Source organism: Lysinibacillus sp. JK80 (genome assembly GCF_027557635.1).
GTDB lineage: Bacteria > Bacillota > Bacilli > Bacillales_A > Planococcaceae > Lysinibacillus > Lysinibacillus capsici.
Map to the genome: position 1 here is coordinate 1,485,492 of NZ_CP058997.1, position 25,461 is coordinate 1,510,952.

The 25,461-nt window shown below is 39.1% G+C and carries 22 protein-coding genes and 1 other RNA gene; 2 read left to right on the plus strand and 21 right to left on the minus strand.

Annotation, left to right across the window (positions count from 1 at the left end; genetic code table 11):
• Position 1 precedes the first annotated feature (1 nt).
• The 15 genes from HXV90_RS07970 to HXV90_RS08040 form a co-directional block, all read right to left on the minus strand.
• On the minus strand, positions 2–1,423 hold the full coding sequence (locus HXV90_RS07970; RefSeq protein WP_269898772.1) for an ethanolamine ammonia-lyase reactivating factor EutA: 1,422 nt from the start codon (positions 1,421–1,423) through the stop codon (positions 2–4).
• Positions 1,424–1,440: 17 nt separating this feature from the next.
• The gene (locus HXV90_RS07975; protein ID WP_269898773.1) at positions 1,441–1,941 is read right to left on the minus strand and encodes a EutP/PduV family microcompartment system protein; all 501 of its coding nucleotides are present in this window, start codon (positions 1,939–1,941) and stop codon (positions 1,441–1,443) included.
• 10 nt (positions 1,942–1,951) lie between these two features.
• The gene (gene eutS / locus HXV90_RS07980; RefSeq protein WP_004269314.1) at positions 1,952–2,293 is read right to left on the minus strand and encodes an ethanolamine utilization microcompartment protein EutS; all 342 of its coding nucleotides are present in this window, start codon (positions 2,291–2,293) and stop codon (positions 1,952–1,954) included.
• Positions 2,294–2,319: 26 nt separating this feature from the next.
• Positions 2,320–3,564 carry an ethanolamine utilization protein EutH gene (gene eutH, locus HXV90_RS07985; RefSeq protein ID WP_269898774.1) on the minus strand — a complete coding sequence of 415 codons (1,245 nt, stop codon included), beginning with the start codon at positions 3,562–3,564 and terminating at the stop codon, positions 2,320–2,322.
• An 83-nt stretch (positions 3,565–3,647) separates the two neighbouring features.
• Entirely contained in the window at positions 3,648–4,226 is a 579-nt protein-coding gene (locus tag HXV90_RS07990) for an ANTAR domain-containing response regulator (protein WP_004269312.1), read from the minus strand.
• Positions 4,219–5,679 (minus strand): sensor histidine kinase, encoded by a 1,461-nt coding sequence (locus HXV90_RS07995; RefSeq protein ID WP_257961383.1) that lies wholly within the window; start codon positions 5,677–5,679, stop codon positions 4,219–4,221. Before HXV90_RS07995 ends, HXV90_RS07990 begins: the two co-directional genes overlap by 8 nt.
• Before the next feature lie 225 nt (positions 5,680–5,904).
• The gene (locus tag HXV90_RS08000; protein WP_269898775.1) at positions 5,905–7,812 is read right to left on the minus strand and encodes an ATP-dependent DNA helicase; all 1,908 of its coding nucleotides are present in this window, start codon (positions 7,810–7,812) and stop codon (positions 5,905–5,907) included.
• Between the two features lie 85 nt (positions 7,813–7,897).
• Positions 7,898–9,034: a THUMP domain-containing class I SAM-dependent RNA methyltransferase gene (locus HXV90_RS08005; RefSeq protein ID WP_048389991.1), complete on the minus strand. Its 1,137-nt coding sequence runs from the start codon at positions 9,032–9,034 to the stop codon at positions 7,898–7,900.
• A 3-nt stretch (positions 9,035–9,037) separates the two neighbouring features.
• Positions 9,038–10,783: a GGDEF domain-containing phosphodiesterase gene (locus tag HXV90_RS08010; RefSeq protein WP_054550770.1), complete on the minus strand. Its 1,746-nt coding sequence runs from the start codon at positions 10,781–10,783 to the stop codon at positions 9,038–9,040.
• A gap of 483 nt (positions 10,784–11,266) precedes the next feature.
• An RNA gene (gene rnpB, locus HXV90_RS08015) (RNase P RNA component class B) lies at positions 11,267–11,647 on the minus strand.
• Between the two features lie 60 nt (positions 11,648–11,707).
• Positions 11,708–12,004 carry a cell division regulator GpsB gene (gene gpsB / locus HXV90_RS08020; RefSeq protein WP_004269307.1) on the minus strand — a complete coding sequence of 99 codons (297 nt, stop codon included), beginning with the start codon at positions 12,002–12,004 and terminating at the stop codon, positions 11,708–11,710.
• A gap of 121 nt (positions 12,005–12,125) precedes the next feature.
• Complete coding sequence (locus tag HXV90_RS08025; RefSeq protein ID WP_054550769.1) at positions 12,126–13,373, minus strand: ribonuclease H-like domain-containing protein; 1,248 nt, start codon at positions 13,371–13,373, stop codon at positions 12,126–12,128.
• Positions 13,374–13,531: 158 nt separating this feature from the next.
• The gene (locus HXV90_RS08030) at positions 13,532–15,799 is read right to left on the minus strand and encodes a DEAD/DEAH box helicase (RefSeq protein ID WP_269898776.1); all 2,268 of its coding nucleotides are present in this window, start codon (positions 15,797–15,799) and stop codon (positions 13,532–13,534) included.
• Positions 15,774–16,157: a YppE family protein gene (locus HXV90_RS08035; protein WP_054550767.1), complete on the minus strand. Its 384-nt coding sequence runs from the start codon at positions 16,155–16,157 to the stop codon at positions 15,774–15,776. Before HXV90_RS08035 ends, HXV90_RS08030 begins: the two co-directional genes overlap by 26 nt.
• A 207-nt stretch (positions 16,158–16,364) precedes the next feature.
• Positions 16,365–16,562 (minus strand): hypothetical protein, encoded by a 198-nt coding sequence (locus HXV90_RS08040; RefSeq protein ID WP_004225568.1) that lies wholly within the window; start codon positions 16,560–16,562, stop codon positions 16,365–16,367.
• A gap of 380 nt (positions 16,563–16,942) precedes the next feature.
• On the opposite strand from HXV90_RS08040, the gene recU reads away from it, so the two are divergent.
• Both recU and HXV90_RS08050 read left to right on the plus strand, forming a co-directional pair.
• Positions 16,943–17,587 carry a Holliday junction resolvase RecU gene (recU, locus tag HXV90_RS08045; RefSeq protein WP_048389981.1) on the plus strand — a complete coding sequence of 215 codons (645 nt, stop codon included), beginning with the start codon at positions 16,943–16,945 and terminating at the stop codon, positions 17,585–17,587.
• Between the two features lie 2 nt (positions 17,588–17,589).
• Positions 17,590–20,268, plus strand: coding sequence for a penicillin-binding protein 1A (locus HXV90_RS08050; protein WP_269898777.1), 2,679 nt, complete (start codon positions 17,590–17,592; stop codon positions 20,266–20,268).
• A gap of 191 nt (positions 20,269–20,459) precedes the next feature.
• Here HXV90_RS08050 and HXV90_RS08055 read toward each other — a convergent pair whose 3' ends face one another.
• The 6 genes from HXV90_RS08055 to HXV90_RS08080 all read right to left on the minus strand — a co-directional run bounded on the left by HXV90_RS08055 (position 20,460) and on the right by HXV90_RS08080 (position 25,268).
• Positions 20,460–20,774 (minus strand): YpoC family protein, encoded by a 315-nt coding sequence (locus HXV90_RS08055; RefSeq protein WP_205442474.1) that lies wholly within the window; start codon positions 20,772–20,774, stop codon positions 20,460–20,462.
• Positions 20,771–21,433 carry an endonuclease III gene (nth, locus tag HXV90_RS08060; RefSeq protein WP_048389975.1) on the minus strand — a complete coding sequence of 221 codons (663 nt, stop codon included), beginning with the start codon at positions 21,431–21,433 and terminating at the stop codon, positions 20,771–20,773. The genes HXV90_RS08055 and nth overlap by 4 nt, the downstream gene beginning before the upstream one ends.
• 12 nt (positions 21,434–21,445) lie before the next feature.
• Entirely contained in the window at positions 21,446–22,174 is a 729-nt protein-coding gene (locus HXV90_RS08065; RefSeq protein WP_066037665.1) for a DnaD domain-containing protein, read from the minus strand.
• Positions 22,175–22,251: 77 nt separating this feature from the next.
• Positions 22,252–23,547, minus strand: a complete 1,296-nt coding sequence (gene asnS, locus HXV90_RS08070) for an asparagine--tRNA ligase (RefSeq protein ID WP_004232833.1) — start codon at positions 23,545–23,547, stop codon at positions 22,252–22,254.
• A 28-nt stretch (positions 23,548–23,575) separates the two neighbouring features.
• Positions 23,576–24,769 (minus strand): pyridoxal phosphate-dependent aminotransferase, encoded by a 1,194-nt coding sequence (locus tag HXV90_RS08075; RefSeq protein WP_269898778.1) that lies wholly within the window; start codon positions 24,767–24,769, stop codon positions 23,576–23,578.
• Positions 24,770–24,785: 16 nt separating this feature from the next.
• Positions 24,786–25,268, minus strand: coding sequence for a cell wall elongation regulator TseB-like domain-containing protein (locus HXV90_RS08080; RefSeq protein ID WP_048389969.1), 483 nt, complete (start codon positions 25,266–25,268; stop codon positions 24,786–24,788).
• Positions 25,269–25,461 lie beyond the last annotated feature (193 nt).

Below are 25,461 nucleotides of genomic sequence, written 5' to 3' on the forward strand. Positions count from 1 at the left end.
CTTACTTTGAATGGAAGGCAAGGGTCTTCACCACAACAGGAACGACGCCAGATGGCAGAACCTCTCCAATGTCGATGTAATCGCCCGTTTCCACTTTAATTTGATCAATGCAAATAATTGATACTGTCGCATTTATGGCTTGTATGGTCTGTCCAATAATCTTTGCATAATCTGATTGAATGACTATGATAATTGGTATGTCCTTAGAGCATCTTGTCGCCAAATGTAGCAAAATGGCCTGACACAATGCATGTACATCCTGAAAGCTTAAATAGGGCAATTCACTAAAATAGAGGGCAAATGGCGAACGATTGTCCTGTATAGAAAATAGATCATTTGCTCTCTCTACTGCTGTCTTCACCGTCGAGTTGAAGTCTGTTGAAGGATCTATATGACAATTGAAGACAGGTACATTTTTTAGTGGTAATACTTGTGCATCCACCTGAATGGTTGCCCCACTGATTTCAGTGGTTTGTGTACCAGCACCAGTCACTGTTGCACGTGCTGTTTCCTCTGGTCGTAACCATAAAAATGATTGTAGCTGTTCATGCTGAAGTAGCATTTTCGCTAATTTTTCACCAATATCATCATATTGACGCTGGGTACATTCATTTTCATAAATACAAGAGGCCACTCCACCCGTAAAAACGATGGCATCCACAGGTTTATGCCAGTTTGGTAAATGCCCTAGTAATAATGGATGCTTTTCATCTCTGCATTGCCCATGAAGAATCATGGCAAGTGTTTGTACCATTTCTTCAAGACAATGTGTCACTCGAATATCTTCGGCCGCATCACCGACAGCTAACGGATTAGCCCATCGTTCCATCAATCGCATGAGTGGCGGAGAAATTGATTGAATCTTGCCATCCTTAAACTCAATCAATCTACCACCAACATGTAAGGTACATGTACCAATGACCTCTCCAAACTGCATAACAGCAATATTCGCTGTCCCTCCACCAATATCGATATTGGCGATGACTTTGGATGAATTCTTTGATTGCTGTAAAGTACCTGCCCCTTTGGCAGCAATGATGCCCTCTAAATCAGGACCTGCGGTAGCAACTAAAAAATGACCTGCGCCATCTGCAATGGTATGGACAACCTCACTTGCATTTTCCTTCGTGGCTGATTCACCAGTAATGATGATGGCCCCTGTTGCAATATCAGATGGAGCAATTTGTGCCAATTGATACTGTTGAGAAATAAATTCCTCTATCTTTTTCATATCAATGATGTCTTTATTGATAAAAGGGGTTCTAATAATTGGACTTTGATGCAACACCGTTTTCTCAATAATTTCAATCCTTGGCACATGTGTTACGCCAGCCACATTCTTTAACAGAAAACTACTGACAACCATTTTTGTGGTACTTGTCCCAATATCAATGCCTGCACTAAATATTTTTTCAGTTTTCACCCTACACCTCCCTCTCGCTACTGTGAGCAATACATGAGATACGGACTATCGCTTTCCTTAACAAATTGTTGAATTTCTTCATTTGTCTGGAGTTGAATCAATGGTTCAATCCATTCAATGCCAAGCTTTTGCCATGAAGAGGTTTTCACGATAGGGCCCTGCGTCATAACATTTTTTAATAAGGCGGTAGCCCTTTCTACATCTGCATCAGGGGCATCAATCTTGGTAATAACCCCTATTTGTATTTTGGGAATCCCTAAGCTGAATTGCGGAGGGAATACACTCCTTGCTGATGTGGCATCCTGCAAGTAAATCACATGGGTTACTTCCAAAGATGTTGCCATAATATTTCTGTAATACATTGGATTTTCAACATATTCACCTGGTGTATCAACAATCCAGTCATCATAAACGAGTGCTTGTGTTTTGTTGGCACTGCTTTCTTTGCCCAACAATGTATTCATCAATGTTGACTTTCCTGCTTGCACACCGCCTATTATCATTACTCGATTTTTCATATGACACATCCTATGATTTTGTTATTTTTGACGGTGTATAACCTAATACCTCGGATAAAAAACGATTGATTTCTAACATCGCCATTTCTACCTCTGACACACTACCAACAATAACGAGACTACCTGTAAAACGATCTAAAAATCCTAGTTTGACATTGGCAGCCTTTGTTGCTAAGTCTCCTGCAATAATTACCGTTTCACTTGGCGTACAAGTCATAATGCCAAGGGCACCTGCTTCTTGAATACCTAGCTTTTGAAACATTTCTGGATCAGGATTGGCAATAAGGTGACTCAATGTTAGCTGTTTACCCGGCACAAACTCCTGAATAAATCGTTTTTTCTCTTCACTCACACGTCATCACCTCACTTTTTAATCAATTAAGATTTTTGATCTGTTAAATACTCGCCTTCTTTGATAATGCCAGCCTTGCGATCTTCAATTTCCAACCTTAATGCAGTTGGTACTGAAAGCTTATAGGCTAAAATAATCGCAATAACACCCGCTAAAAACTTCCCTGCAATAACAGGTAAAATAATGGTTGGCTGGAAGTTCGCCGTGAATGATAAGTGATCACCTAATAAAAAGGCGGAACATACACCAAATGCAATGTTAATTACTTTGTCTTTTGGTGGCATATGGCGAATTAGTGTAAACATCGCTAAAATATTCGCAATCGTTGCTAAAATCCCAGCACTTCCTACAGAGGATAAGCCTAATTTTTTACCAGCTGCTTCAAGTGGCTTGGAAGCATACTTTCGAATTAGATACACCATTGGGAAGGCACCCGCTAGCATAATCCCGATATAACCAGCTGTTTCTAATGCTCGGAACTGATCGATTTCATCAGCCATGATTGGATCGAAGCCCCACGCGCCAAAAATCTTTGTAAAAATACCTGTAAAAATCTCAACAATAGAGAACACTAACACCAGTTTAATTCCCGCATCCATTACACGACCGAATACCATGAAGCCAGTAATCATGCCGTTTGGAATAAGCTTTAAGCCTAGTGCGATTAAGATAACGAAAATGAATAAAGGTAGTAAGTTAATTAATATTTGTAAAACAGAAATGGCAAATACATATGTAGGAGCCTCTGTTGTACTAATGACTTCACGTACTTCTGTGTTGAATAGCACAATCATGATCGAAGAAATAAATGCACCAATCGGAATTGTTAAAACGCCAGCCATAATTCCTAGCGCCATGTATTTATGATCACGATTATCCAACATCGCAAGGCCCATTGGAATTGAGAATACGATAGTAGCACCTGACATAAAACCAACAACAAGAGCCATTACCCATCCCTCATAAGACTCCTTTAATGCATTGGCTAATTGATAACCACCCATGTCCGAGGCTAAAATCGTAGTCGCTGCAATCGCAGGATCTGCACCAATTAACTCAAAAATCGGACTAATAAAATGACTAATAAACCATGTTAAGTAAGGTATAGCTGCCATGATCCCTGCTGCTGGGACAAAAATATGACCAACCGTATGGATCCCATTCATAAATTCTTTCCCAATTCCATACTCAGCATCTCGGATAGCTCCGATTGCCCCTAAAACAGCACAAATCATAATAATATAAACGATAACCGTTCCTATCATTGCCATCTTACTCATCACCCCTTTTTTATTTATAAATTTATATAAAAAAAGGCACTTTAAAGAAGAAATCTCTTTAAAGCGCCTTTGCTTCAACTATTGACTTGTAAGTTGTTAATAATTTGCTGTGCAATATGCACCATTTCCTGTTGTGTTTGCATGCTTTCATTGCGAATCTTACGGTAAGCTTCGTCCTCGCTTATATTTTCAGCCTGCATCAGCAAGCCCTTCGCTCGTTCAATGACTTTTCGCTTATCTAATTGTGTTTGCTTATGTAAGATCTCCCCATTGAGACGGTTGAATTTATCAATTTGATGAAAAGCAACCTCAAGCACAGGCAACACATTTTTTTCAGAAAACGGTTTCATTACATATCCTAATATATTATCCTGCTTCATGTATAGCAACAATTCTTTTTCACTATAGGCCGAGATGAAAAGAACGGGTATACCAAGCTGTTGTTCAATAATTTTACTTGCCTTTAAACCGTCAAGTTTAGGCATTTTAATGTCCATTAAGATTAACTGTGGTTTATGTAAAAAGGCTAATTCAATGGCTGTTTCCCCATTGTTCGCTTGAGCTACAACTTCGTAGCCGTTATCTTCTAACATAAACTTCAAATCAATCGCAATCAGTGATTCATCTTCGACAATCATAACTTTCCTAGTCATTTACGATAAATACCTCCTCACTTACAGGGAACTGAATTTGAGTATGTGTACCTTCATTACTAGGGATAATTGAAAATGAGCCAGCTAAATCATATTCTACAAGCCTTGTGATAATCTCCATACCAAAAGATGCCTTCACCTCTTGCATTCCAACGCCGTTGTCAGAAATATGAAGCGAAATTGTAGAATCTTCCTGAATGAATTGAATATCGATGATTCCTTCATCACGTCCGATAAACGCATACTTTAATGCATTTTGCAGTAGCTCACAAATAATGAGTGCTAAAGAGACTGCCTTTTTTGAATGGCAGAACAGCTGCAAATTTTCATGATGAAAGGCTAGTTGAATAGTTGCTGTATTAGACGTACCAATCATTTTATGACCAATTTTTTTAGCTAATGCGATAACGTCTACTCTTTCTTCAGCGTTATCTTCATTTTCTAAAATCAGCTCATACACCGATGAAATACTATAGATTCGATTTAATGCCTCTTGAAACGCACTTGCATTTGAAGCAGACAGATCATTGCGCATTTGCAAACGTAATAGACTTGTCACTGTCTGAAGATTGTTTTTCACGCGGTGGTGAATTTCTCGTATCGCAAATGTTTTCATCATTAGCTCATTTTCTTTCAGCTTAAGCTCTGTTAGATCATGAATAATGAGTAGCGTGACTTTCTCGTTATGACTGCGAATAGGAATCTTCTTCACAATAAAGGACTTACGATCAATCGTAATTTCTAAGAAAAAGACATCGTCGCCTTTATCATAGACCTCCTGTAAAAAAGGTAAGATTTTATCCAACGCTATATTGTCAAAATTTTCTAATCCAGATAGCTCCGAAATAAAATGATAGCCTGCTGGATTACTATAAATCACTTTATTTTCGTGATTTGTGAGAATAATCGACTCTACGAGTAAATCAGAAACAACTGGAATTGGTTGAGAATTAGGTTCGACAATATGCTCAATTAATGCAAACGGCATATTTTGAAAATCATCCTTCGGTGTCGTTTGCATCTTCACCATTTTTTCCTGAATCAACACAGCAATTACTTGCTGCTGCTCATTAAAAATTGGAATGACATTTTGCTCCACCGTTATGCCTTCCTGCGTAATTGCTCTGGAAATGGATGATTTTTCTTTATGTTTAAACGCAGCAAATACGGCTGGTTCAAAACTTTCAAATACGAATTTTCCGATAACTGATTTTTCGTATAAACCAATCTCTTTCTTTGGGAATGCCTCTGCCACAACAATTGCATGCGGTAAATTCTCCAACAGGCAATCTATGAACATGTAACAATCAGTCAACTCAGCATAATACGTTAGCGTAGCCTCTATTTCTATTAACTTGTCAATATCCGTTGCCGATAGATTTGTATATTTTCTACACAATGATTGAATGTTCGACAGGTTTAAGCCCCCTATCAAGGAATAGTCAGCAAGCAATTTGACTATTCTTAAAAATCTTTGTCATTATTATAAACCTTTTGTGAAATTATTTTCAATATAAAAAATATATTCTTTCACAAGATTTCGTTGCATTACAAAGAACTATATAGCTTAAAAGAGAAATATTCAACAGTTTTTTAAAGATCCATAATTTAACTACACACATAATGTTATTTCGATATAACAAAAACGAGCTTACCGTTTGGGTAAACTCGCTTCTTTTTATTTTATTTCTGGTACAACTGCTACTATATTTTCAAAGGCTACGCGCTGCTTTTGTTCATCTTCATTTAATAAAATGTGAATATCACCATGGTCATTCGATGTACGAATTAAGCGCCCCATCCCTTGCTGCAAGCGTAATTGCATGAAAGGTAATTCCACTTCCTCAAATGGGTTTTCGGCAAATGTACGTTTCGCATCAAATAATGGGTCCTGTGGAGGAAATGGTAAATCATAAATAATCACACGTGTTAATGCTTCCTCAGGCAAATCTAACCCCTCCCATAAATGATATGAACATAATGTTTTAACTGTTCCTTGCTGGAAGTCTCGAACAATGGCTGATAGCTCTCGATCTCCCTCAAATGCTACATACATACGTTCCATTAGTGGTAATTCTGCCTTGAAGTTTAGCATGGCTTGCTTCGATTTAAACAAAATCAACGTTTGCTCGCCATCACGCAGCAACTGCTGAACACGCGCTGTTTTGTCTCGTTGTGTAAGCTCATGTAAATAGATTTTCATAACCTCTTCATAGTCGAATGGGGATGGTACAGAAAATGATTGGTAATCTCGAATTCCTAAACTATAGGCAATATAAGAAAAGTCTTTATTGACCGATAGAGTGGCAGAAGAAAAGACGATTGGAAGCTTTTTAGAGAATAATTTTTCTGCTAAAACTTCTGTGATTAAACGAGGCATAATGACGAGCGTTTCTTCACCATCTGTTTCCTCTAACCAATCTACTGCATCTCCCTGTGCGATGAAAATACGCAACGAAGCCTCATATTGTTCTAAATATTCTTCCGCCATATTTAGCTCATATTCAGGAATCATGTACATTTCTGATTCAAAAACGAATTCTTCCATCAATGTTTCTACATCATCTATTAACTGCTTCCCGTAAGCAAGCAATGTTTTTGATTTGTTTATGCGTTTGCGATCTTCATTAGAAGCAACGATATCATCACGAAGCTGATCAAAAAATAGTTCATGATCATCCTGTAATTTCTCCATTGCATACAGTGTGCGCTCGCGTACACCATCTACCATCAAGCGCTCCAATAATTGCACGATAGTCGTCGCCTGTACTTTATAGGTCATCGCTTTTTGCGCAGCATACTCCAATAAATGTCCTTCATCCAGCACCATCATTGATACCTCAGGCAGTAATGCTAACTGACCTTCACGCTCACGAGATTCCTTTGTAGCTAAATGCTCCATTAGAAAATCTTGTGAACAAATAACAAGATCGGTTGATTTTCGATAATGAGAGCGATGCAATGTTTGCCCACAGCGATTACGAAGGTCACAAACCGAACATTGCATAATCGAATTGTAATTAACCTTTTGCCAATCCTCATCACTGACTGTTGGATAATCACTGCGTTCCCCATATGGATGAACAGCAATCATCGAACCTTGTGCATAAACACCATCAGGGATAGAAAAGGAAATATCATCAATCCATTCATCCGACTCCACTTTCTCTGCTTCCTCAAAGCGTTTTAAGCATAAATACTGATCTCTCGATTTTGCTAGACGAACATCAATATCAAGTCCTAACGTTTTTTGGAGTTTATAAATATCGCCCCCCTCTTTTACAAGTTGGTCGATTAATGTTTCATCTGCACAAGCAATCAACGCAGGTTTCCCTGTGTAACGTGCGTAGGAAATAGCTGGAAGCAAATAAGCGATCGTTTTGCCAGTTCCCACTCCTGCCTCTGCAAAGAGAACATTTTTTTCTTTTAGTGCTTGTTCTATTTGATAAGCCATAAAGATTTGCTCATCACGGCATTCAAAGCCCTTTTCTGGTAATTCATCATAAAGAACATCGCCCATCCAGTCACCTAATGAATCAAAAAATGAACGGTCCTTTGATAATGCAAATGGTAAAGATTTACGCAATTAATGTTCCCCCTCTAACTATCTGGTGCTATTATACGCGACGAAACGGAAGATAAGAAAAAATCTTATCTTCCGTTACTATTCGTTAATCTCTTTTAGACTTTTGACCCCAGAACTGATAATAATTTGTTTCAATAAAACCATTAAATAATTTACGTTTTTTCGTCGCTTGGCGTCCATATAATTCTTCAAAATTCTTCATGGAGGATAGCATATATACAGACCAAGTTGGATAGTTTTTCATGACCTTCCCAACATCGCGAATCACCTGTTCCACGACTTCCACATCACCAATACGCTCTCCGTACGGCGGGTTCCCAATCATGACACCATCCGTTAACTGTGTTGTAAAATCACGTGCTTGCATTTGCTTAAACGTGATTAACTCTCCAAAGCCTGCTTCCATTGCGTTTTCTTGCGCAATGCTGACCATACGGTGATCAATATCGGAACCAATAATTTCTAAAGGCTGATCATAGTTCGCTAAACTATCTGCTTCATCACGAACCGTATCCCAGATTGCAGCTTTCATCCATGGCCATTCCTCAGAAATAAATTCTCGGTTATAGCCTGGAGCTATATTTTGTCCAAACATCGCCGCTTCCAATGCAATAGTACCAGAGCCACAGAATGGGTCAACAAACGGGCGATTTGGATTCCATTTTGAAATTTGTACAAGTGCAGCTGCTAATGTTTCTTTTAATGGTGCCTCACCTTGAGCCTGACGATAGCCACGCTTATGTAGGCCAGCACCAGATGTATCAATCGTTAGTGTCGCCACATCTTTTAAAATTGAAACCTCAATTTTGTAAGTCGCTCCAGATTCATCTAAAAAGCCAAGTCGCTTATAATGCTGTTTCATTCGCTCAACGATTGCTTTTTTGGTAATGGCTTGACAATCAGGTACACTAAATAATTTCGATTTTACGGACTTTCCTGAAACAGGAAAAGCAGCGTCCACTGGTAAATACTTCTCCCAAGGGAGTGCCTTTACACTTTCAAATAATTGTTCGAACGATTTTGCTGGGAATTGCCCAACGACAATCTTTACACGATCCGCTACACGTAGCCATAGATTGGTACGCGCAATCGCCGTTTCATCGCCTTCAAAATATACTTTGCCATTGTCAACGGTTGTTTCATAGCCAAGTGCTTTTACTTCTTGTGCCACAATAGCTTCTAAGCCCATTGCTGACGTAGCTACTAATTGATAGTTTGCCATAGATTATTTCCTTCCTTGATGCTCAATTTCCCAATACTCCATAAACTCCATCAATTCGTTTAACGGGAGTGGTTTGCTGTAATAATAGCCTTGGATAATATCACAGTTCATTTTACGTAGTATATCCACTTGTTGTGCTTGTTCTACACCTTCAGCAACAACTTTCATTTTTAAGCGATGGGACATTTGAATAATCGCATCTACAACTGCCTGTTTTTCATCGAGTGATCCAATATGCTGGATAAAGCTACGATCAATTTTTAAACAATCTAATGGGAAGCGAACCAAATAGCTTAAGGATGAATAGCCAGTCCCAAAATCATCGATTGAGATTTTAAAGCCTAATTGTTTTAAACGAACCAATTTACTAACTGTCTCATTGGCACTGTTCATCACCGTTCGCTCTGTCACTTCTATTTCAAAATTGTTAGCTGGCATATTATAGCGCTCTAATATTGTTTGTATCGACTCCAAAAAATTCTGCTGTTTAAAGTGAATGCTCGAGATATTAATGGCGACAGGTGTTTTCCAACCATATTGTTGCATTTGAATGACTGCCTCACATGCTTTTTCGATAATAAGCTCACTTAATGGAATGATTAGACCTGTATCCTCCGCATAAGTGATAAACTCAGCAGGCGAAACAAAGCCTAGCCTCTCGCTATTCCAGCGGACTAGTGCTTCTAAACCTTGAATCTGCTCATTTTCCATAGAAATCTTTGGCTGAAAATGTAGCTCAAATTCACGGTTTTCTATTGCTCTTCTTAACTCAGAATCTAGCAATAGCACTCGTTGTGCGTCGGTTTGCAGTTCATCAAAATAGAAGGAATAGCCGTTTAATTCATTCTTTTTTGAATAAGTCATCGCTCTATCTGCACAATTGATCAGTTCTTCTGTGTTTTTACTATCAACTGGATAAACGCTAATACCAATACTTGTAGAAATAAAAACTTCCTGATCATTTATCATCATTGGCTGTTCAATACTACTAATAATTTGTTCAGCAAATTTTGCAGCCTCTTTCACATTTTTCACATTGGTTAATGTAATGACGAATTCATCTCCGCCATATCTTGCAATAATATCTTTATTTTTCAGTAATTTTTTTAGTCGATTTGCTACTTCTATTAAAATTGAATCTCCAACAGCATGGCCTAATGTATCATTAATTTGCTTAAATCGATCCAAATCTAAGAAATAGATCGCATGCTGCACTGAATGAGAAATAGCAGAAGTCGATTCCAAGAGATTATCCATTCTTTCGATATAGGCAAAACGATTGGATACATCTGTTAATGAATCCGTGAGCAAACGCTTTTCTAATTCATTTTCTACTATTTTTCTTTCAGACAAATCTGTGAAAATACCACAGTAATTTGTAACCTCACCCTCATCGTTGGTTACACAAACAATTGTTAACCATTCAGGATATACGTCTCCAGTTTTACGACGATTCCATATCTCACCTTGCCAAATGCCTTCTTGTCGTATCTGCTCCCACATCTCTAAATAGAACGGCAATTCATGTACACCAGATTGTAAAACGGCTGGCGTTTTTCCAACCACATCATCACATGTATAGCCTGTCACAAATTCAAAGGCAGGATTAACCATTACTATTTTTTTGTATTCATCAGTAATCATGATACCTTCAGATACATTTTCGAAGATTTTAAGTATTAAGGAAGTCGGATATTTAGATATCAGTTTCAGTTTATCCGTACTTTCCCAATTGTTTACTCCGTTCATGTTTCCGCTCCATCCTATCTCTCTATACTCCCTCTCAGAAGGGCATTTACGTCAGGCCAACCACTATGTAATCTATTACGCTCGGTGTAATTGTCACTGACGCTTCTCTTTCGTGCAATGAATGCGTCCAGATTTTTCGAATTTGCTCGAAAAGCGCCTCAAGTAAATCTATGACAATCGCCGAAGGCATTCTCTTGATAAACAGGTAACCATACACCTAAACTGATAAACCATTTATAGAGGTGGTTGTTATACCTGGCGTTTGCTTACAATACAAGTATGTGAGCAGTCAAGATCAATACATCACATTGATGCTATAACCGTTTTCAGATGTTGTGACTTAGAAGCGGTAGCGATACTTCTCAAACGTATAGCGCATACCAAGACTTGATTAACAAGGTTACTTTTTCCTCATGAATTCAAAATAAAAGCTCTCCACCGAATTGGAGAGCGCTTGTTATTTCGTAGATAAGCATCAAAAAATTCCATAAGCCATGTTTTGTTCCCGAGTACTCAAACAGCTTGCGCCTCGTACGATCAGGTGGTAATCATCTATCTACAGAGCAAACTCTGTCCCTCTATCCGTTCAATTCCTTCTAGAGAGTGCCCCTACCATAATTTGGGTTTCTCACTCGTGGGGTTTACCTCGTTCCACCTTGCAAGTTTCCAAGCAAGCTTCGTCACTGTGGCACTTTCAGGAAGTGTCAACCATATCCAGAGGACTTAGGTTTTCCTTCCGCCGTCAGCCTTAATAGCTGCCTTACCTTATTTTTTCAGTAAGCACGAACACTACGGTCATCTCAGAACCGTGCGAGCATGGACTTTCCTCTACGACGTCTAGCGCCGCAGCGATTACCAGAATTTCGTGATGATACGAAAGATTATACTAGAGTTTTATGTTAAATACAATATAATTGACTAAATTTATTCGTACAGCTTGCTACCAAATACATGTTTTTCTAAATTAGAAAGACGTTTTAAAATATCAAAATTCGTTGTACCAGCTGCCGCTGAAGCAACCGGTTGTCTCTTAGGTGTGCTTTCAATTTCTTCTTTTAACTGTCTATTTTCTTCACGTAGTTGGGCCACCACTTTTTCAAACGTTTCATAGTCTTGAATAATTTCATCAAGAAAAGAATCTACTTCTTCTACATTGTAGCCTTTAAAGTTCTTTTTAAATTCCTTTTCAAGGATCATTTTTGACGTTAATTTAATGTCCATTCACATCGCCCTTCCTCACACTACATACACGAATACATTATAGCATACTTCATCACATTATATCGTCTGAAAATACTAATTGTAAGGCTAAACTTGTCGTTTCACGCGCTTACCCACGAATTTATTTCTTATTTCCTAATCTGTGTAGTCTCTTTTCCCAAGAAATTTCCCATTTTTGTTTTTGTTCTGCTCTCCATTGCCCATTATTTCGAATGAGACGTATGCCTTCTTGCGTATAATAAAGGGCCTGCTCATAATCCTTCATTTGGTGCTCATAAAGTATGGCTAGCTGCTCAAGGGCATGTAACTTTGTTCTTGCTTCAACAAAATGAAGGGAGGCCACGAATGAGTCAATAGCTTCACTATAGCGTTTATTCTTCTTGTGCTGTAAAGCTAAATAATATTGAGCATGGCCCGCTTCTAGCGCATCAAATTTTGATGTCACCTTTTCTAAAATCCTCACACTTTGTGTGCTTTCTCTTAAATCACCATACCATTTCCCAATGTTGGTGAAAGTTTTTGCTGATTCTTCATGGTCCTGCTCGAACAATAAATACGTAGAATGACTATACAGTGTGATAAGTGATAGTAAATCCCACTCATTATGATGCAAAACCTTTATAAGAGCATCTGGAATGCCACTTTTTACTGCATCCAAATAAATAATAGGTGCGAGATGGCCTGGAATATCCCCTTTACGCGAAAAACCAAGCTTTTCTTCCTCGACAGATTTTAATTTTAAGCGCTCCATATCATTTTTCCATAAACGCTTCGAACTATGCAACAAATCGATCTGTCGCTGAGAGCGTAATTTTGGTAAGGTTTTTTGATGCAATGTCCATCGTGTTTCAAGCTGTGGCCAATCAAAGCTTTTCCCATTATAGGTAATCACAGTAGCTGACTTTTGCCAAAGCTTGGATTCAAATAAGAAGGCTGCTTCATGTGCAGGATCTGCCATAATATATTGTGTGAGGATAAAGGATTCTTCAGCTACTTCTAAAAATCCAAGCAAAAAAATATGGGTCCCAACACCCTTTAAACCTGTTGTTTCCGTGTCAAAAAATAAGACGGACTCTTCCATATCTAGCGCATAAGGATGATCAAACTCAGCATCTTGCCATTTTTTCAGGGCTTCAAAGAATGATTGCAGTTGATAATGTCCATGCTGATAGCTAAACGGATAGCTTACTTGACGCTTAAATACGATGCCGAAATCATTTTCAACAACCGTTAGTCCCGCCTGTTTCCATTGCTCTGTATAGCTTGGCCTAGCAGGCTTTTGGAACGCTGGTTCTTCAACCTTTTTAGCGGACATCGGTTTTTTTCCCAGCATTTTTTTCATTTGTAATATTTTATTTTCGTAAGACATGAATTTCACTCATTTTCTGCTTATTGTATAAGACATCTCTCTTGCAAGAGTAACATGATTGTTAACCTCATTCAAAATATTCTTCGAGGAAAATCGATTTACCATGAATACAAACAAGAGGGTGAAAGAACATATTGGCGTTCCTCACCCTCTGTTTACTATACCATTAATTGTTGCAGTAATTTAGCTACCTTTCCTTTTGTTTGGAGCAATGATTCTTGTGCCCCAATACAGGAAGGACAGCCCGATTCACATGCACAATTTGTAACATGCTCATATGTTTTCATGATTAGCTCTTCCCATAGTTCATATACCTTTTCACTTAAGCCGATGCCACCAGGATACTTATCATAGACAAAAAACGTTGGCCGCTCATTATGTGTGGCCTTCACCTGTGGTACAACGGCTACATCGCTACTATCACATTGAATAAACAAAGGAATGAAGGCATTCATCGCGTAGGCTACCCCAGTCATAGCATCTGTTAGCTCTTCCTCTGTCCATTTATCTGGTGCTGTAAACGATAGCCACGAAGCACTTGTATGCATCTCATCAGGTGGTAAATGTATAGGTCCTGAGCCAATATTGTCATGTGTGCCGAAGCGTATTTTCTTGAAAATCGTTGCTTGTGCAATTAAGCCAACATCGCCAAAGCAGATTGTTCCACCTGCATATGAACAGTTACGATCTTCCTCTAAAACTTTCATTTCAACTGCTAGATTGGCATCTGTATAGTAATCAACATCTACTTCACGTACGTAGGCTTTCTTTTCTTCCCAGTCAAGCTTCTCTACTTGGAACTGAATGCCTTGGTGCAAGTAAATGGCTTCTTCATGCAAGAGTGTCATGGCACTATGACGATCCATTTCACCAATAACCTTTGTCTGTGCAGGAATGGTAAGATCAATAATGACTACATTTTCTTGTGACGCTGAACGTAAGCTAATATCATGCGCCGGAAAACGATCACTCATCCAATGCCATTTATCACTCGTCTTAAAAACTACCCCTTCTTCTGCTAAATACTCCAGCAATTCTTGTATGTCATATTCTCCATACGTATCGCCTGTTGAAAAAGGTAGCTCGAAGGCAGCACACTTCAAATGATCCATTAAAATCAGCATATTTTCTGGATAAATACGTGCTTCCTCTGGTGTACTGCCTAGTAAAAATAGTGGATGATTGACTACATACTGGTCCAATGCGGAAGATTGCGCAACATAAATAATCAATGCCTCATCCTGACGTCTCCCTGCACGTCCTGCTTGCTGCCAAGCACTCGCAATATTTCCTGGGTAACCTGTCATAATACATGCTTGTAATTGACCGATATCGACACCTAATTCTAATGCATTGGTGCTAACTACTGTTTGGATTGTTCCATCACGTAAGCCTTTTTCGATGACACGTCGTTCAGATGGCAGATACCCACCTCGATAGCCACGTACAGATTCATCGAGCAGCTTATTACGTGTAAGTTCCTTTAAATAGGTTACAATCATTTCTACTCGTACCCTACTTTTGGCAAAAATAATGCATTGAATGCCAGCCGTGTACAACCTCTTAGCTAAATCACTTACCTCTAATACAGCACTTCTACGCACGCCAAATGTTTTATGAATAATTGGCGGATTGTAAAAAAGAAAGGTTTTCTTACCAACTGGAGCACCCGAATCAGCAATGAGCATGTGTGATTCATTCGTTAGTAGCTCAGCAAGCTCTTTAGGATTTTTTATGGTAGCCGATGTACAAATAAACACTGGTTTACTCCCATAAAATTCACAAATTCTTTTTAATCTCCGAATAACATGCGCCACATGGGAACCAAACACACCTTTGTATGTATGCAATTCATCAATCACAATATATTGTAGATTCTCAAAAAGTGAAACCCATTTTGTATGATGCGGCAAAATACCCGAATGAAGCATATCAGGATTCGTCATCACGATATGCCCTGCCTTACGAACCTTTTGGCGAATGCCTGGAGCCGTATCTCCATCATAGGTATAGCTTAAAATCTCCTCACCGCTTTGCTCAATGAGCTCATTCAAATCATTTTTCTGGTCCTGTGCCAGTGCCTTTGTTGGAAATAAATAAATGGCACGTGCATTTTTATCCTCCATTATTTTTTGTAGCACTGGCAGATGATAGCAATAGGATTTACCTGAAGCAGTTGGCGTAACCGCTGTAAAAGATGTACCACTCTGTGCCAAATCAAATGCCTCTCGCTGATGTGTATAAAGCTGCTCAATCCCTCTTGTCTGTAAGGCTTTCACTAAAGAAGGATGTAAATTCCTGGGAAATGGTGCATAGTTCGCTGGACGCCCCTCTAATGTTTGCCAGTGCAGGATACGCTCTTTAAGTTCTTCATCATATCTCCACTCATGTAAAAGCTCGCTAATCGTTCGTTTCTTCGATAGCATCCTTTTCTCCCTCCTTAACTAATCGTTCAAATATTTTCAAAGTATAGGAAGTAGAATGTATGGCATCTAAAAAACGTTTTTTACTTGTTTCTTTATAAAAAGATTGCACAACAAATTGCTCCATCGATTCAACGACTGAAGCAATTTGTTGCGTATGCATGTATTTTGGTCGATTTTTTTGAATCCATTTATTGGCTTCTTGCTGCCATACCTTTAAAAGTTGATGAATTTCATCTGCATGTGGCTTTACCTCTTGAAAAAAATCAGGTGTTCGATCTTCCTCACGCATTTGCCAAAAACGTGAAACGCACTGATCACATTCATCTATTAATTTGGATGTTTGCTGGATAACTAACAATTTTGCACCTCATCTCTCAACAATTATACATAGCAAATATATTTCGTAGTGACGGCATATACATGCTGAGTATGTTTTGTTCAGCTCGTCATCTATGGAAATATCACTGTTTATGACACCTATTTACCACACCTTTATGGAAAATAATGTATCAATCTTCATGCTATTGCGTTAGTTCAATTGCTTATAAGATAAGTGTACCAAAGTCTATGATTTTTCACTACTAATAGGCGAACAAGCATTCTTTACTTGCCAGTTCTTTTCTGCTAAGCTTACTTTCTGGCTAACCGCTTTAAGTTGCATAAAAAAATGCAAACTATGAGCATTGTTTTCCAATGACACTCTCGTGAAAAGTAATTGATTGACCAGATCTAACTGCGCAACTAATTGTTCTAACTTGTTCAAAATAACGCCTCCTTTGCTTTACTTTAGTATTCCTCGTATGTATAGAATTACCTTCAGGCGTGACAAAATAAGCGTAAGTTAGCTGAAAGAAGAAGATTTTCGATAAAATTTTAATAGTGAACCTCTGACCAAAAAAATCGTCATGAATGAAAGGTTGCTGTGTGAGTATATTTTCATCCCAATGACCTATTTAAATTTATCAGTTATTTTGACGATTCTAGTAATAATAAAGCTGGCGATTTTTCGACGCAAATTATTCATACGTACCATTTGTTTTCTACTATTCTAGTAACAATTTCATGAATGATGGAGGTAGAGAACAGCTATTAAAACATGGTAAACTAGTGGATAGAAAAGCAGTAAGGTAAAGGGTGAGTTTAATGACAATTCGTTATCCAAACGGGAAATTGTATACCCCAAATGCTTCTGTACAGAAAACAGAAAAAAAGAGCAAAAGCAAAGATTTATCTTTTAGTAATCGCGGGAAGACGCTAGAAGATGAAATTAATGAAGCAAACGACTATTATATAAAAAGGCGACTTGCTATCATTCATAAGAAACCTGTTCCTGTGCAAATCGTCAAAGTAGAGTACCCTTCACGAAGTGCTGCTGTCATTCGTGAAGCTTATTTTCGAACACCCTCTACAACCGACTACAATGGTGTTTGGAATGGGCATTATATAGATTTTGATGCAAAGGAAACGGCTTCCAAAACAAGTTTCCCCTTAAAAAATATTCATGAGCATCAAATGACACATATGCAGCAAGTGACGGAACAAAATGGTGTGGCTTTTATTATCGTTCGTTTTTCTGCTTTTGAACGATATTTTATTGTGCCATACAAAGTTTTACAAAAGGCCTGGCAAGCAATGGAAAATGGCAATCGTAAATCGATACCCTTTTCGATCATCGAAGAAGAGGCATATGAAATTCCCACGAGCTATTATCCGCGTATCGATTATTTACCTATCATCCAACAATTGATTGATGCAAAATGCTACGGGTCTGAAAGTGAGGAGAAATAAGAATGACTGAACGTCGTCGAACACGTGGAGAGCATCAAAAAGCTCTCGCTGAAAAAAATAAAAAGAAAACAACGAAACCAGCCTCATCCGCTAAGACATGGTTTAAACGCATTTTCTTAACTGTCTTAGCCATCGGTGTAGCAGGCTTAATTGGAGGAGGTGCATTATTTGCCTTCTATGCAAGCACGGCTCCTGAGCTCGATGAAGAATTACTGAAAGATCCTGTTTCTTCAGAGTTCTACGATAAAAACGGTGAATTATTTGCAACAATCGGTGCTGAAAACCGTAAATATATAAAATATGAAGATATACCTGAAGATATGATCAATGCTATTCTGGCTACAGAAGATGTACGCTTTTTTGAGCATCATGGTATGGATTTTTATCGTCTAGGCGGGGCAATCCTTGCAAACTTCCGTGATGGCTTTGGTGCGCAAGGTGCATCAACTTTAACACAGCAAGTAGTCAAAAACTCATTTTTACAAAACGAGAAGAAATTAAAGCGTAAAGCACAGGAAGCATGGCTTGCCTTCCAATTAGAGCGTAAGTATACGAAAGAAGAAATTTTTGAAATGTACTTCAACAAAATGCTTATGTCAGGTCGTATCTATGGCTTCGGTACAGCCTCACAATACTTCTATGGTAAAGAATTAAAAGATTTAACTTTAGATGAAGAAGCACTATTAGCAGGGCTAGTGCAACGACCAAATGCGTATAATCCATTAAAAAACCCTGAGCTTGCAAAAAAACGACGTAATACCGTTTTAGGATTAATGTATCAACACGGAAAAATTTCTAAAGCCGAAATGGAAGAAGCCAAAAAAGCAGAAGTTCAATCAGGTTTAGCGGATGATGCAACACGCCAATCATTTGCAGGTTCCAAATATGATGCCTTCCTGGATATTGTTATTAATGAATTAGAAAATAATGGTGACGGTTCGGCAATGGCAGAAGGAATCAAAGTCTATACGACGCTTGATCCAAATGCTCAACAAGTTGTAGAAAATGTGATGAATGATGATAGTAATTTCCCAACTGAAGATATTCAGTCAGGTGTGGCGGTCGTTGATACAAAAACAGGTGCCATTCAAGCCGTTGGTGGCGGTCGTAAATATGGTGCAGAACGTGGCTGGAATTATGCCGAGGACTTAACAAATAATCAACCAGGTTCCACAATGAAACCGTTAGTCGACTATGGGCCAGCAATTGAATATTTAAAATGGTCTACAGGTCAAACACTTGTTGACGAACCAATGAACTATACAGGTACAAAGCAAACAATCACAAACTGGGATGGCAGATATATGGGTGCCATGACTGCACGTAAAGCATTATATGCTTCACGGAACGTTCCAGCTGTCAAAGCATTACAGGAGGTTGGCACAGAAAAAGCCAAGGAATTTGTTGGACGTTTAGGAATTGAAACAGAAAACCTCTATGAGTCCGATGCAATTGGCGGTGGTGCTATTACTATCTCTCCTATTCAAATGGCAGCTTCCTATGCTGCTTTCGGTAATAACGGGGTCTATACAGATCCACATTCGATTACAAAAATTGTTTATCGTGATGGTAAAACGTCTAAAAACTATACACCTGAGTCTAAAGTGGCTATGAATGATTATACGGCTTACATGGTAACAGACATGCTACGTGATGTAGTCGGCAATAAGCCTGATGCCTCAGGAACTGCAGCCAATGTGCCTGGCTTAGATATCGCAGGTAAAACAGGTACAACTAACTATTCAGCAGAAGACTTTAACAAATATAATTTACCGAATACAAGTGTGCCAGATTCATGGTTTGCTGGTTACACAACTAACTATTCCATCGCTATATGGAGTGGCTATGAAAAACACTTTGATCCAATTACAACGTGGGAAGAACGTCGATTACCACAAAACTTATTTAAGACGATTATGCAAGAAATTTCAGCGAATGTTGAGACAGCTAGCTTCAAAAAGCCAAGTACTGTTGTAGAAGCAACGGTGGAAGTAGGCTCTAAACCTTTAAGATTGGCAAGTGACTATACACCTAGCGAACTACGTCAAACAGAGTTATTCGTTCGCGGGACTGAACCAACAGAGGTTTCTGAGGTCTATGAGGCGCCAGAGCTATCTACACCTTATAATGTTTCAGCAAACTTAGATTTAGGAGCACAGTCGATCAATATTTCTTGGGAACATGATGCCATCCTAAATCCAGAAACCGATGAACCATTACCAACTTCATTTGAAGTTTCTGCCACACGTGAAGGTGGAGAAACGGTTGTCCTTGGCACAGCAGACACCAAAGGCCTAACTGTTGCTAACACACTTGAAGATGGTAACTATACAATCTCTGTCGTAGCCATTGTAGATGGCACACGCAGTGAGCCTGGGACAACTACCTTCCAGATCACAAGTACCCCTGAGGAAGATTTGGAAACGGAAGATCCAGATGAACCAGATATTGATTTACCGATTGATCCTGGTCAAGAGGATAATGATCAAGGTAATAACAATAATGGTAATGGCGACAACGGTAATAACAACAATAATAATGGTAATAACGGGCATGGAAATGGCAATGGGCATGGAAATAACGGCAATGGTGGAAACAATGGCAATAATGATGGAAATCAGCAGCCAACACCTCCTACCGAGCCTACCAACCCAAATGAAGAAGACCAAAGCTCAGAATAAAGAAAAAAACCGAGAAGCAGTTCATTCACTGCTTCTCGGTTTTTTGTTTTTTTATTGATGAAGGGCTCTGAGGAGGCTATCCGTCAGTTTTGAAGGTCTATCCTTCACTCTACAAGGTCTATCCGCCACTTTTCGCGTCCTATCCTTCACTTTATCTGTCCTATCCACTTTTTATACTCTATCCATCCACTCTAACTTTTACTAGCTTGAATCCGCAGTCGTGCTGTGCGCTTTTTCGTTTCTTTAAATAGCTCATCTAGTTGACGATAGCATGCATATTGACCTGGCTTAGCTTTAATAAAGGCTAATCGCTCAACCCCATTAATCGGTAGCACTTCATCGCCTGCATCTTGCACAAGTTGTTCAAATAGCTCGATGGCATCTTCCATTAGCCCTTTTGCCAGTCCATTTCTTGCATCATGTGCTGTATGGATAGCGGCTTGTAGTGAAGTCCATTGGGCAAACCATGCATCTACTTTTTCTTTTGCAATGGCTTCACTATTCATGCTTCCTTCACCATGCCTTTCTTTAAACGCTTTTGCCCTTCACGACAATCGTCGAGTAAAGGGCAAGTACCACATCCAGGATTTTGTGCCTTACAATGATAACGTCCAAAGAAAATTAATTGGTGATGCGTTTTTGACCATTTGTCCATTGGCGTTTTCTTCATAATCGTTTCTTCCACTTCAAGCACCGAATCTTTCCATCGACAGAGCCCTAGGCGTTTGGATACTCGCTCCACATGGGTATCCACTGCAAGTGCTGGAATATCGAAGGCTACTGAAAGCACAACATTGGCCGTTTTTCGACCTACGCCTGGTAATGTCACCAATGCTTCACGTGTTGCAGGGATTTCGCCACCGTACTCATCTAGTAAACGTTGACATAGAGCCTGAATGTTCTTCGCCTTATTGCGATAAAGGCCAATAGAGCGAATATCCTGTTGCAATTCCTCTATGGAAACAGCTAAATAATCTTCTGGTGTTTTATATTTTTGAAATAAGGTTTTCGTTACTTTATTGACTAGTACATCTGTACATTGTGCAGATAATAATGTGGCAATCGTTAGCTCAAAAGCATTGTCATGGACGAGCTCACAATGTGCGTCGGGAAACATTCGATCCATTTCTTCTAGACAATGCTCCCACTGTTTTTTCGTTAACAAACTGGATGCCCCCTATTCTCTTTCTTCCAACCAATTATAAAAAGGAACTCTACCCGTTGATTGCGTTTCTTGTTGAACTGTTCGAGCTGGTGCTCTGTTAAATGTCTGTTTCTCACGGAACTGTTCACTTTGCTTTTGTGCGGCTTGAGGTGTCGTAATATTTTTCTTTTTCCATTCTAATAAAATGCGATCAATATAGCGAATACTCAATTTCCCAGCAAAGACAGCCTCCTTTAGCGCCTCTTTGATGAGTGCGGGACTATGCTTGTCCTCATCAAGCCAGCATCCAATTTTTTCAAGTTCTAAAGGAGATAAAAGACGCCCCATTTCCTCTTCAAAAAGACGGAATATCTCCCCTTCTTCTTGCTGAAGTGTCACTGCCGTTTGTTGCTGCTCTTTCATATCAATCATCCGTAAAATGCGCTCCCATAGCGGGTATACGGAATACTTTTCATATAGCTTGCCACCCGCGTCGACATCTCGTGTAATTTCAAGAAAACCCTTCTGCATTAATCGCTGTAAACGGGATGTGATGTCATTATCAGACATTGTGAGACGATTTTTTAGATCATTAGGTGTTGGGAAGTCATTCTCCTCCATATGAAAGGCCAATAAGTGCATGACAATCAGTGCCTCTTCATCCTCCATGTTTAACTCCTTATAAAACTGAAAAAAAAGCTGTGGAATGGGAATCATTCTCTGCTCAGTCCATGTACGGAGTCGATGATTATTTACGTTCATTATTCTCCAGACTCCTTCTTTAAGTAAGTAGAAAAGCCGCGTAGATAGTTCACTACGCGACTTTTAAATTGATTAGCTTATGGATATAAGCGGTTTAGTAAACGTGGGAATGGAATTGTTTCACGGATATGCTCTGTGCCTGAAATCCATGCTACAGTTCGCTCTAACCCTAGACCAAAACCTGAATGTGGGACAGAGCCATGTTTGCGAAGCTCTAAATACCAAGCATAGGCATCTAATGATAGGTTATGCTCTTCCAGACGTGATTTTAATAAATCGTAGTCATGGATTCGCTCTGAACCACCAATAATTTCTCCGTAACCCTCTGGTGCAATTAAATCAGCACATAATACAACATCATCGCGATCTGGGTGTGGTTGCATATAGAACGGTTTAATGCCTACTGGGTAACAAGTAATAAATACTGGTTTGTCAAATGAATTCGCAATCGCTGTTTCATGTGGCGCACCAAAATCATCGCCCCACTCAATATCGTCGAAGCCTTGTTCGTGTAAAAGCTTAATCGCATCATCATAAGAAATTCGAGGGAATGGCGCTTTAATGTTTTCAAGTGTTGATGTATCACGGCCAAGTCGCTCAAGATCTAATTTGCAGTTTGCAAGTACAGATTGTACGATGTGCGCTACATATTGCTCTTGTACTTCTAAATTTTCTTCAAATTCTACGAATGCCATTTCAGGCTCAATCATCCAAAACTCGATTAAATGACGACGAGTCTTAGATTTTTCAGCACGGAAAGTTGGACCGAATGAGAAGACTTTTCCTAAAGCCATCGCAGCAGCTTCCATGTAAAGCTGACCAGATTGAGATAGATAAGCATCTTCATCAAAATATTTTGTATGGAACAGCTCTGAAGTACCTTCAGGCGCAGAACCTGTTAAAATTGGTGGGTCCATTTTTGTAAAACCGTTGTTATTGAAAAATTCGTATGTAGCGCGAATAATTTCATTACGAATTTTCATAATGGCATGTTGTTTACGAGAGCGCAGCCATAAATGACGGTTATCCATTAAAAATTCTGGACCATGTTCTTTTGGTGTGATTGGGAAATCTGTTGCTGCATGTAGTACCTCGATACCAGTTATAGCAAGCTCACAGCCAAAGCTTGAACGTTCGTCAGCTTTCACCTCACCAATCACATACATAGAAGTTTCTTGCGTCATCCCTTTTGCCGTAGCAAAAATTTCTTCGCCTACTTCTTCTTTCACTACAACGCCCTGTACAAAGCCAGAGCCATCACGTAGCTGTAGGAACGCGATTTTTCCACTTGAACGTTTATTGGCTAACCAAGCGCCAATTTTGACTGTTTCACCGATATGCTGTGGCATATCTTTAATCATAATTTTTTTCATAGAAATCCTCCAAAGTTGACTAGAAGGATTAGTCTTGCCATTTTGATTTTACGAATGTATCAATACGACGGACTGCCTCTTCTAATAAGTCTAAAGATGTAGCATAAGATAATCGCATAGTAGTTGGTGTACCGAAGCCAGAGCCTGGAATCACTGCTACGTTTGCTTCTGTTAAAATATCCGCAGCAAATGCATCTACTGAATCATAGCCAGTGTGAGCCATAGCTTCTGCTACGTCTGGTAATAGGTAGAATGCACCCTGTGGCTTTAATACATGGAAGCCAGGAATAGCACTTAACTGTGGGTAAATTTTTTCAAGACGAGATTCAAATGCCTGACGCATTTCCTCTACCGCATCCTGAGAGCCATTATACGCCTCCACAGTTGCATATTGTGCTGTTGTTGTCGCATTAGATGTTGAGTGTGATGCAAGGTCAGTCATTGCTTTAATAATGTCTTTGTCACCTGCAGCATATCCAATACGCCAGCCTGTCATAGAGTGAGATTTTGCCACACCATTTACAACGATTGTACGTGCTTTCACTGCATCAGAAAGTTGTGCAATTGAAAAATGCTCAATACCATTGTATACAAGCTTCTCATAAATTTCATCTGACACGATTAAAATATCTTTTTCTTCTGCAACAGCAGCAAGTTCTGCAAGCTCTTCACGAGAATAAATCATGCCTGATGGGTTACTAGGAGAATTAATAATCACTGCTTTTGTCTTGTCTGTCACAGCTGCTCTCAGTTGATCCGCTGTAATTTTATAGCTTTGTTCACGTGTACCTTCAACATAAACTGGTACGCCGCCAGCTAATTTCACTTGTTCTGGATAAGACACCCAATAAGGAATTGGAATAATAACCTCGTCGCCTTCATTTAAAATCACTTGGAATAGCGTGTATAAAATATGCTTTGCCCCTACACCAACAATGATTTCATTTGGCTGATAGGTAAGGTTATTGTCGCGTTGAAGCTTATCAATAATGGCTTTTTTCAGAACTGGAAGTCCGCCAGCAGGTGTATATTTTGTATACCCTTTCTCCATTGAATCAATGGCAGCATTTAAAATATTTTGAGGTGTATTAAAGTCTGGTTCACCAGCTCCAAGACCAATCACATCAATACCTTGCTCTTTCAATGCTTTTGCTTTTGCAGTAATCGCTAATGTTGAAGATGGTGTTAAAGTTTTTACACGTGTTGCTAATAAATTTTTCATTCGGGATCTACTCCTCTTATAAATTCGTAATGCGCTTCCACCAGTCGCCATCCTTAAACAGAATATAGACATAGTTGAGCTGGTCGTGGTCGTTCAGATATGTAATTTCCCAAACTGCGCCAGGCTCCTCATAGCCTAATTTCATGTGGAGGACTTTTTGTACATTTCCTTCATTTTTAAAAACCGATAATGCTTGCTTTTCCGTAATACCATCTTCTAATATCACTTCCTGAATGGAATCCTCGTCTAGATTCGTCGGAACAAAGACAGCTTTTTTATCACCGTATTCGTCTACCCCGAACACAGTAACATACGAATGTTTGCCATTATATGTGTAGGACTCCGATACAATTGCGAGGGCTTTGGCATCGAGTGCCAACTGTTCAGCCTGCTCTTCAATTGAACGGAACGGAGCCTCGGCTTTCCAGAGTACTAAAATACTAATGACAAGTGACAACGAAACAATAAAGACAGAAATGAAAATTAACCAGTTTTTCATCTATTCACCTTATGTTTCACATCGAGCTGTTTTGGCATAACACATAGCTGATGCATGTGTGTGTCTATAACTGTGTAACCATTCATTTTGCTTTCCATTTTGTCAACCTGCTTTCTTTCCTCATACCACAACATTATACAACAATTTTGTGCTGTCGTGTTTCTTAATTTCATATATTGTACGTTGCTAGAAC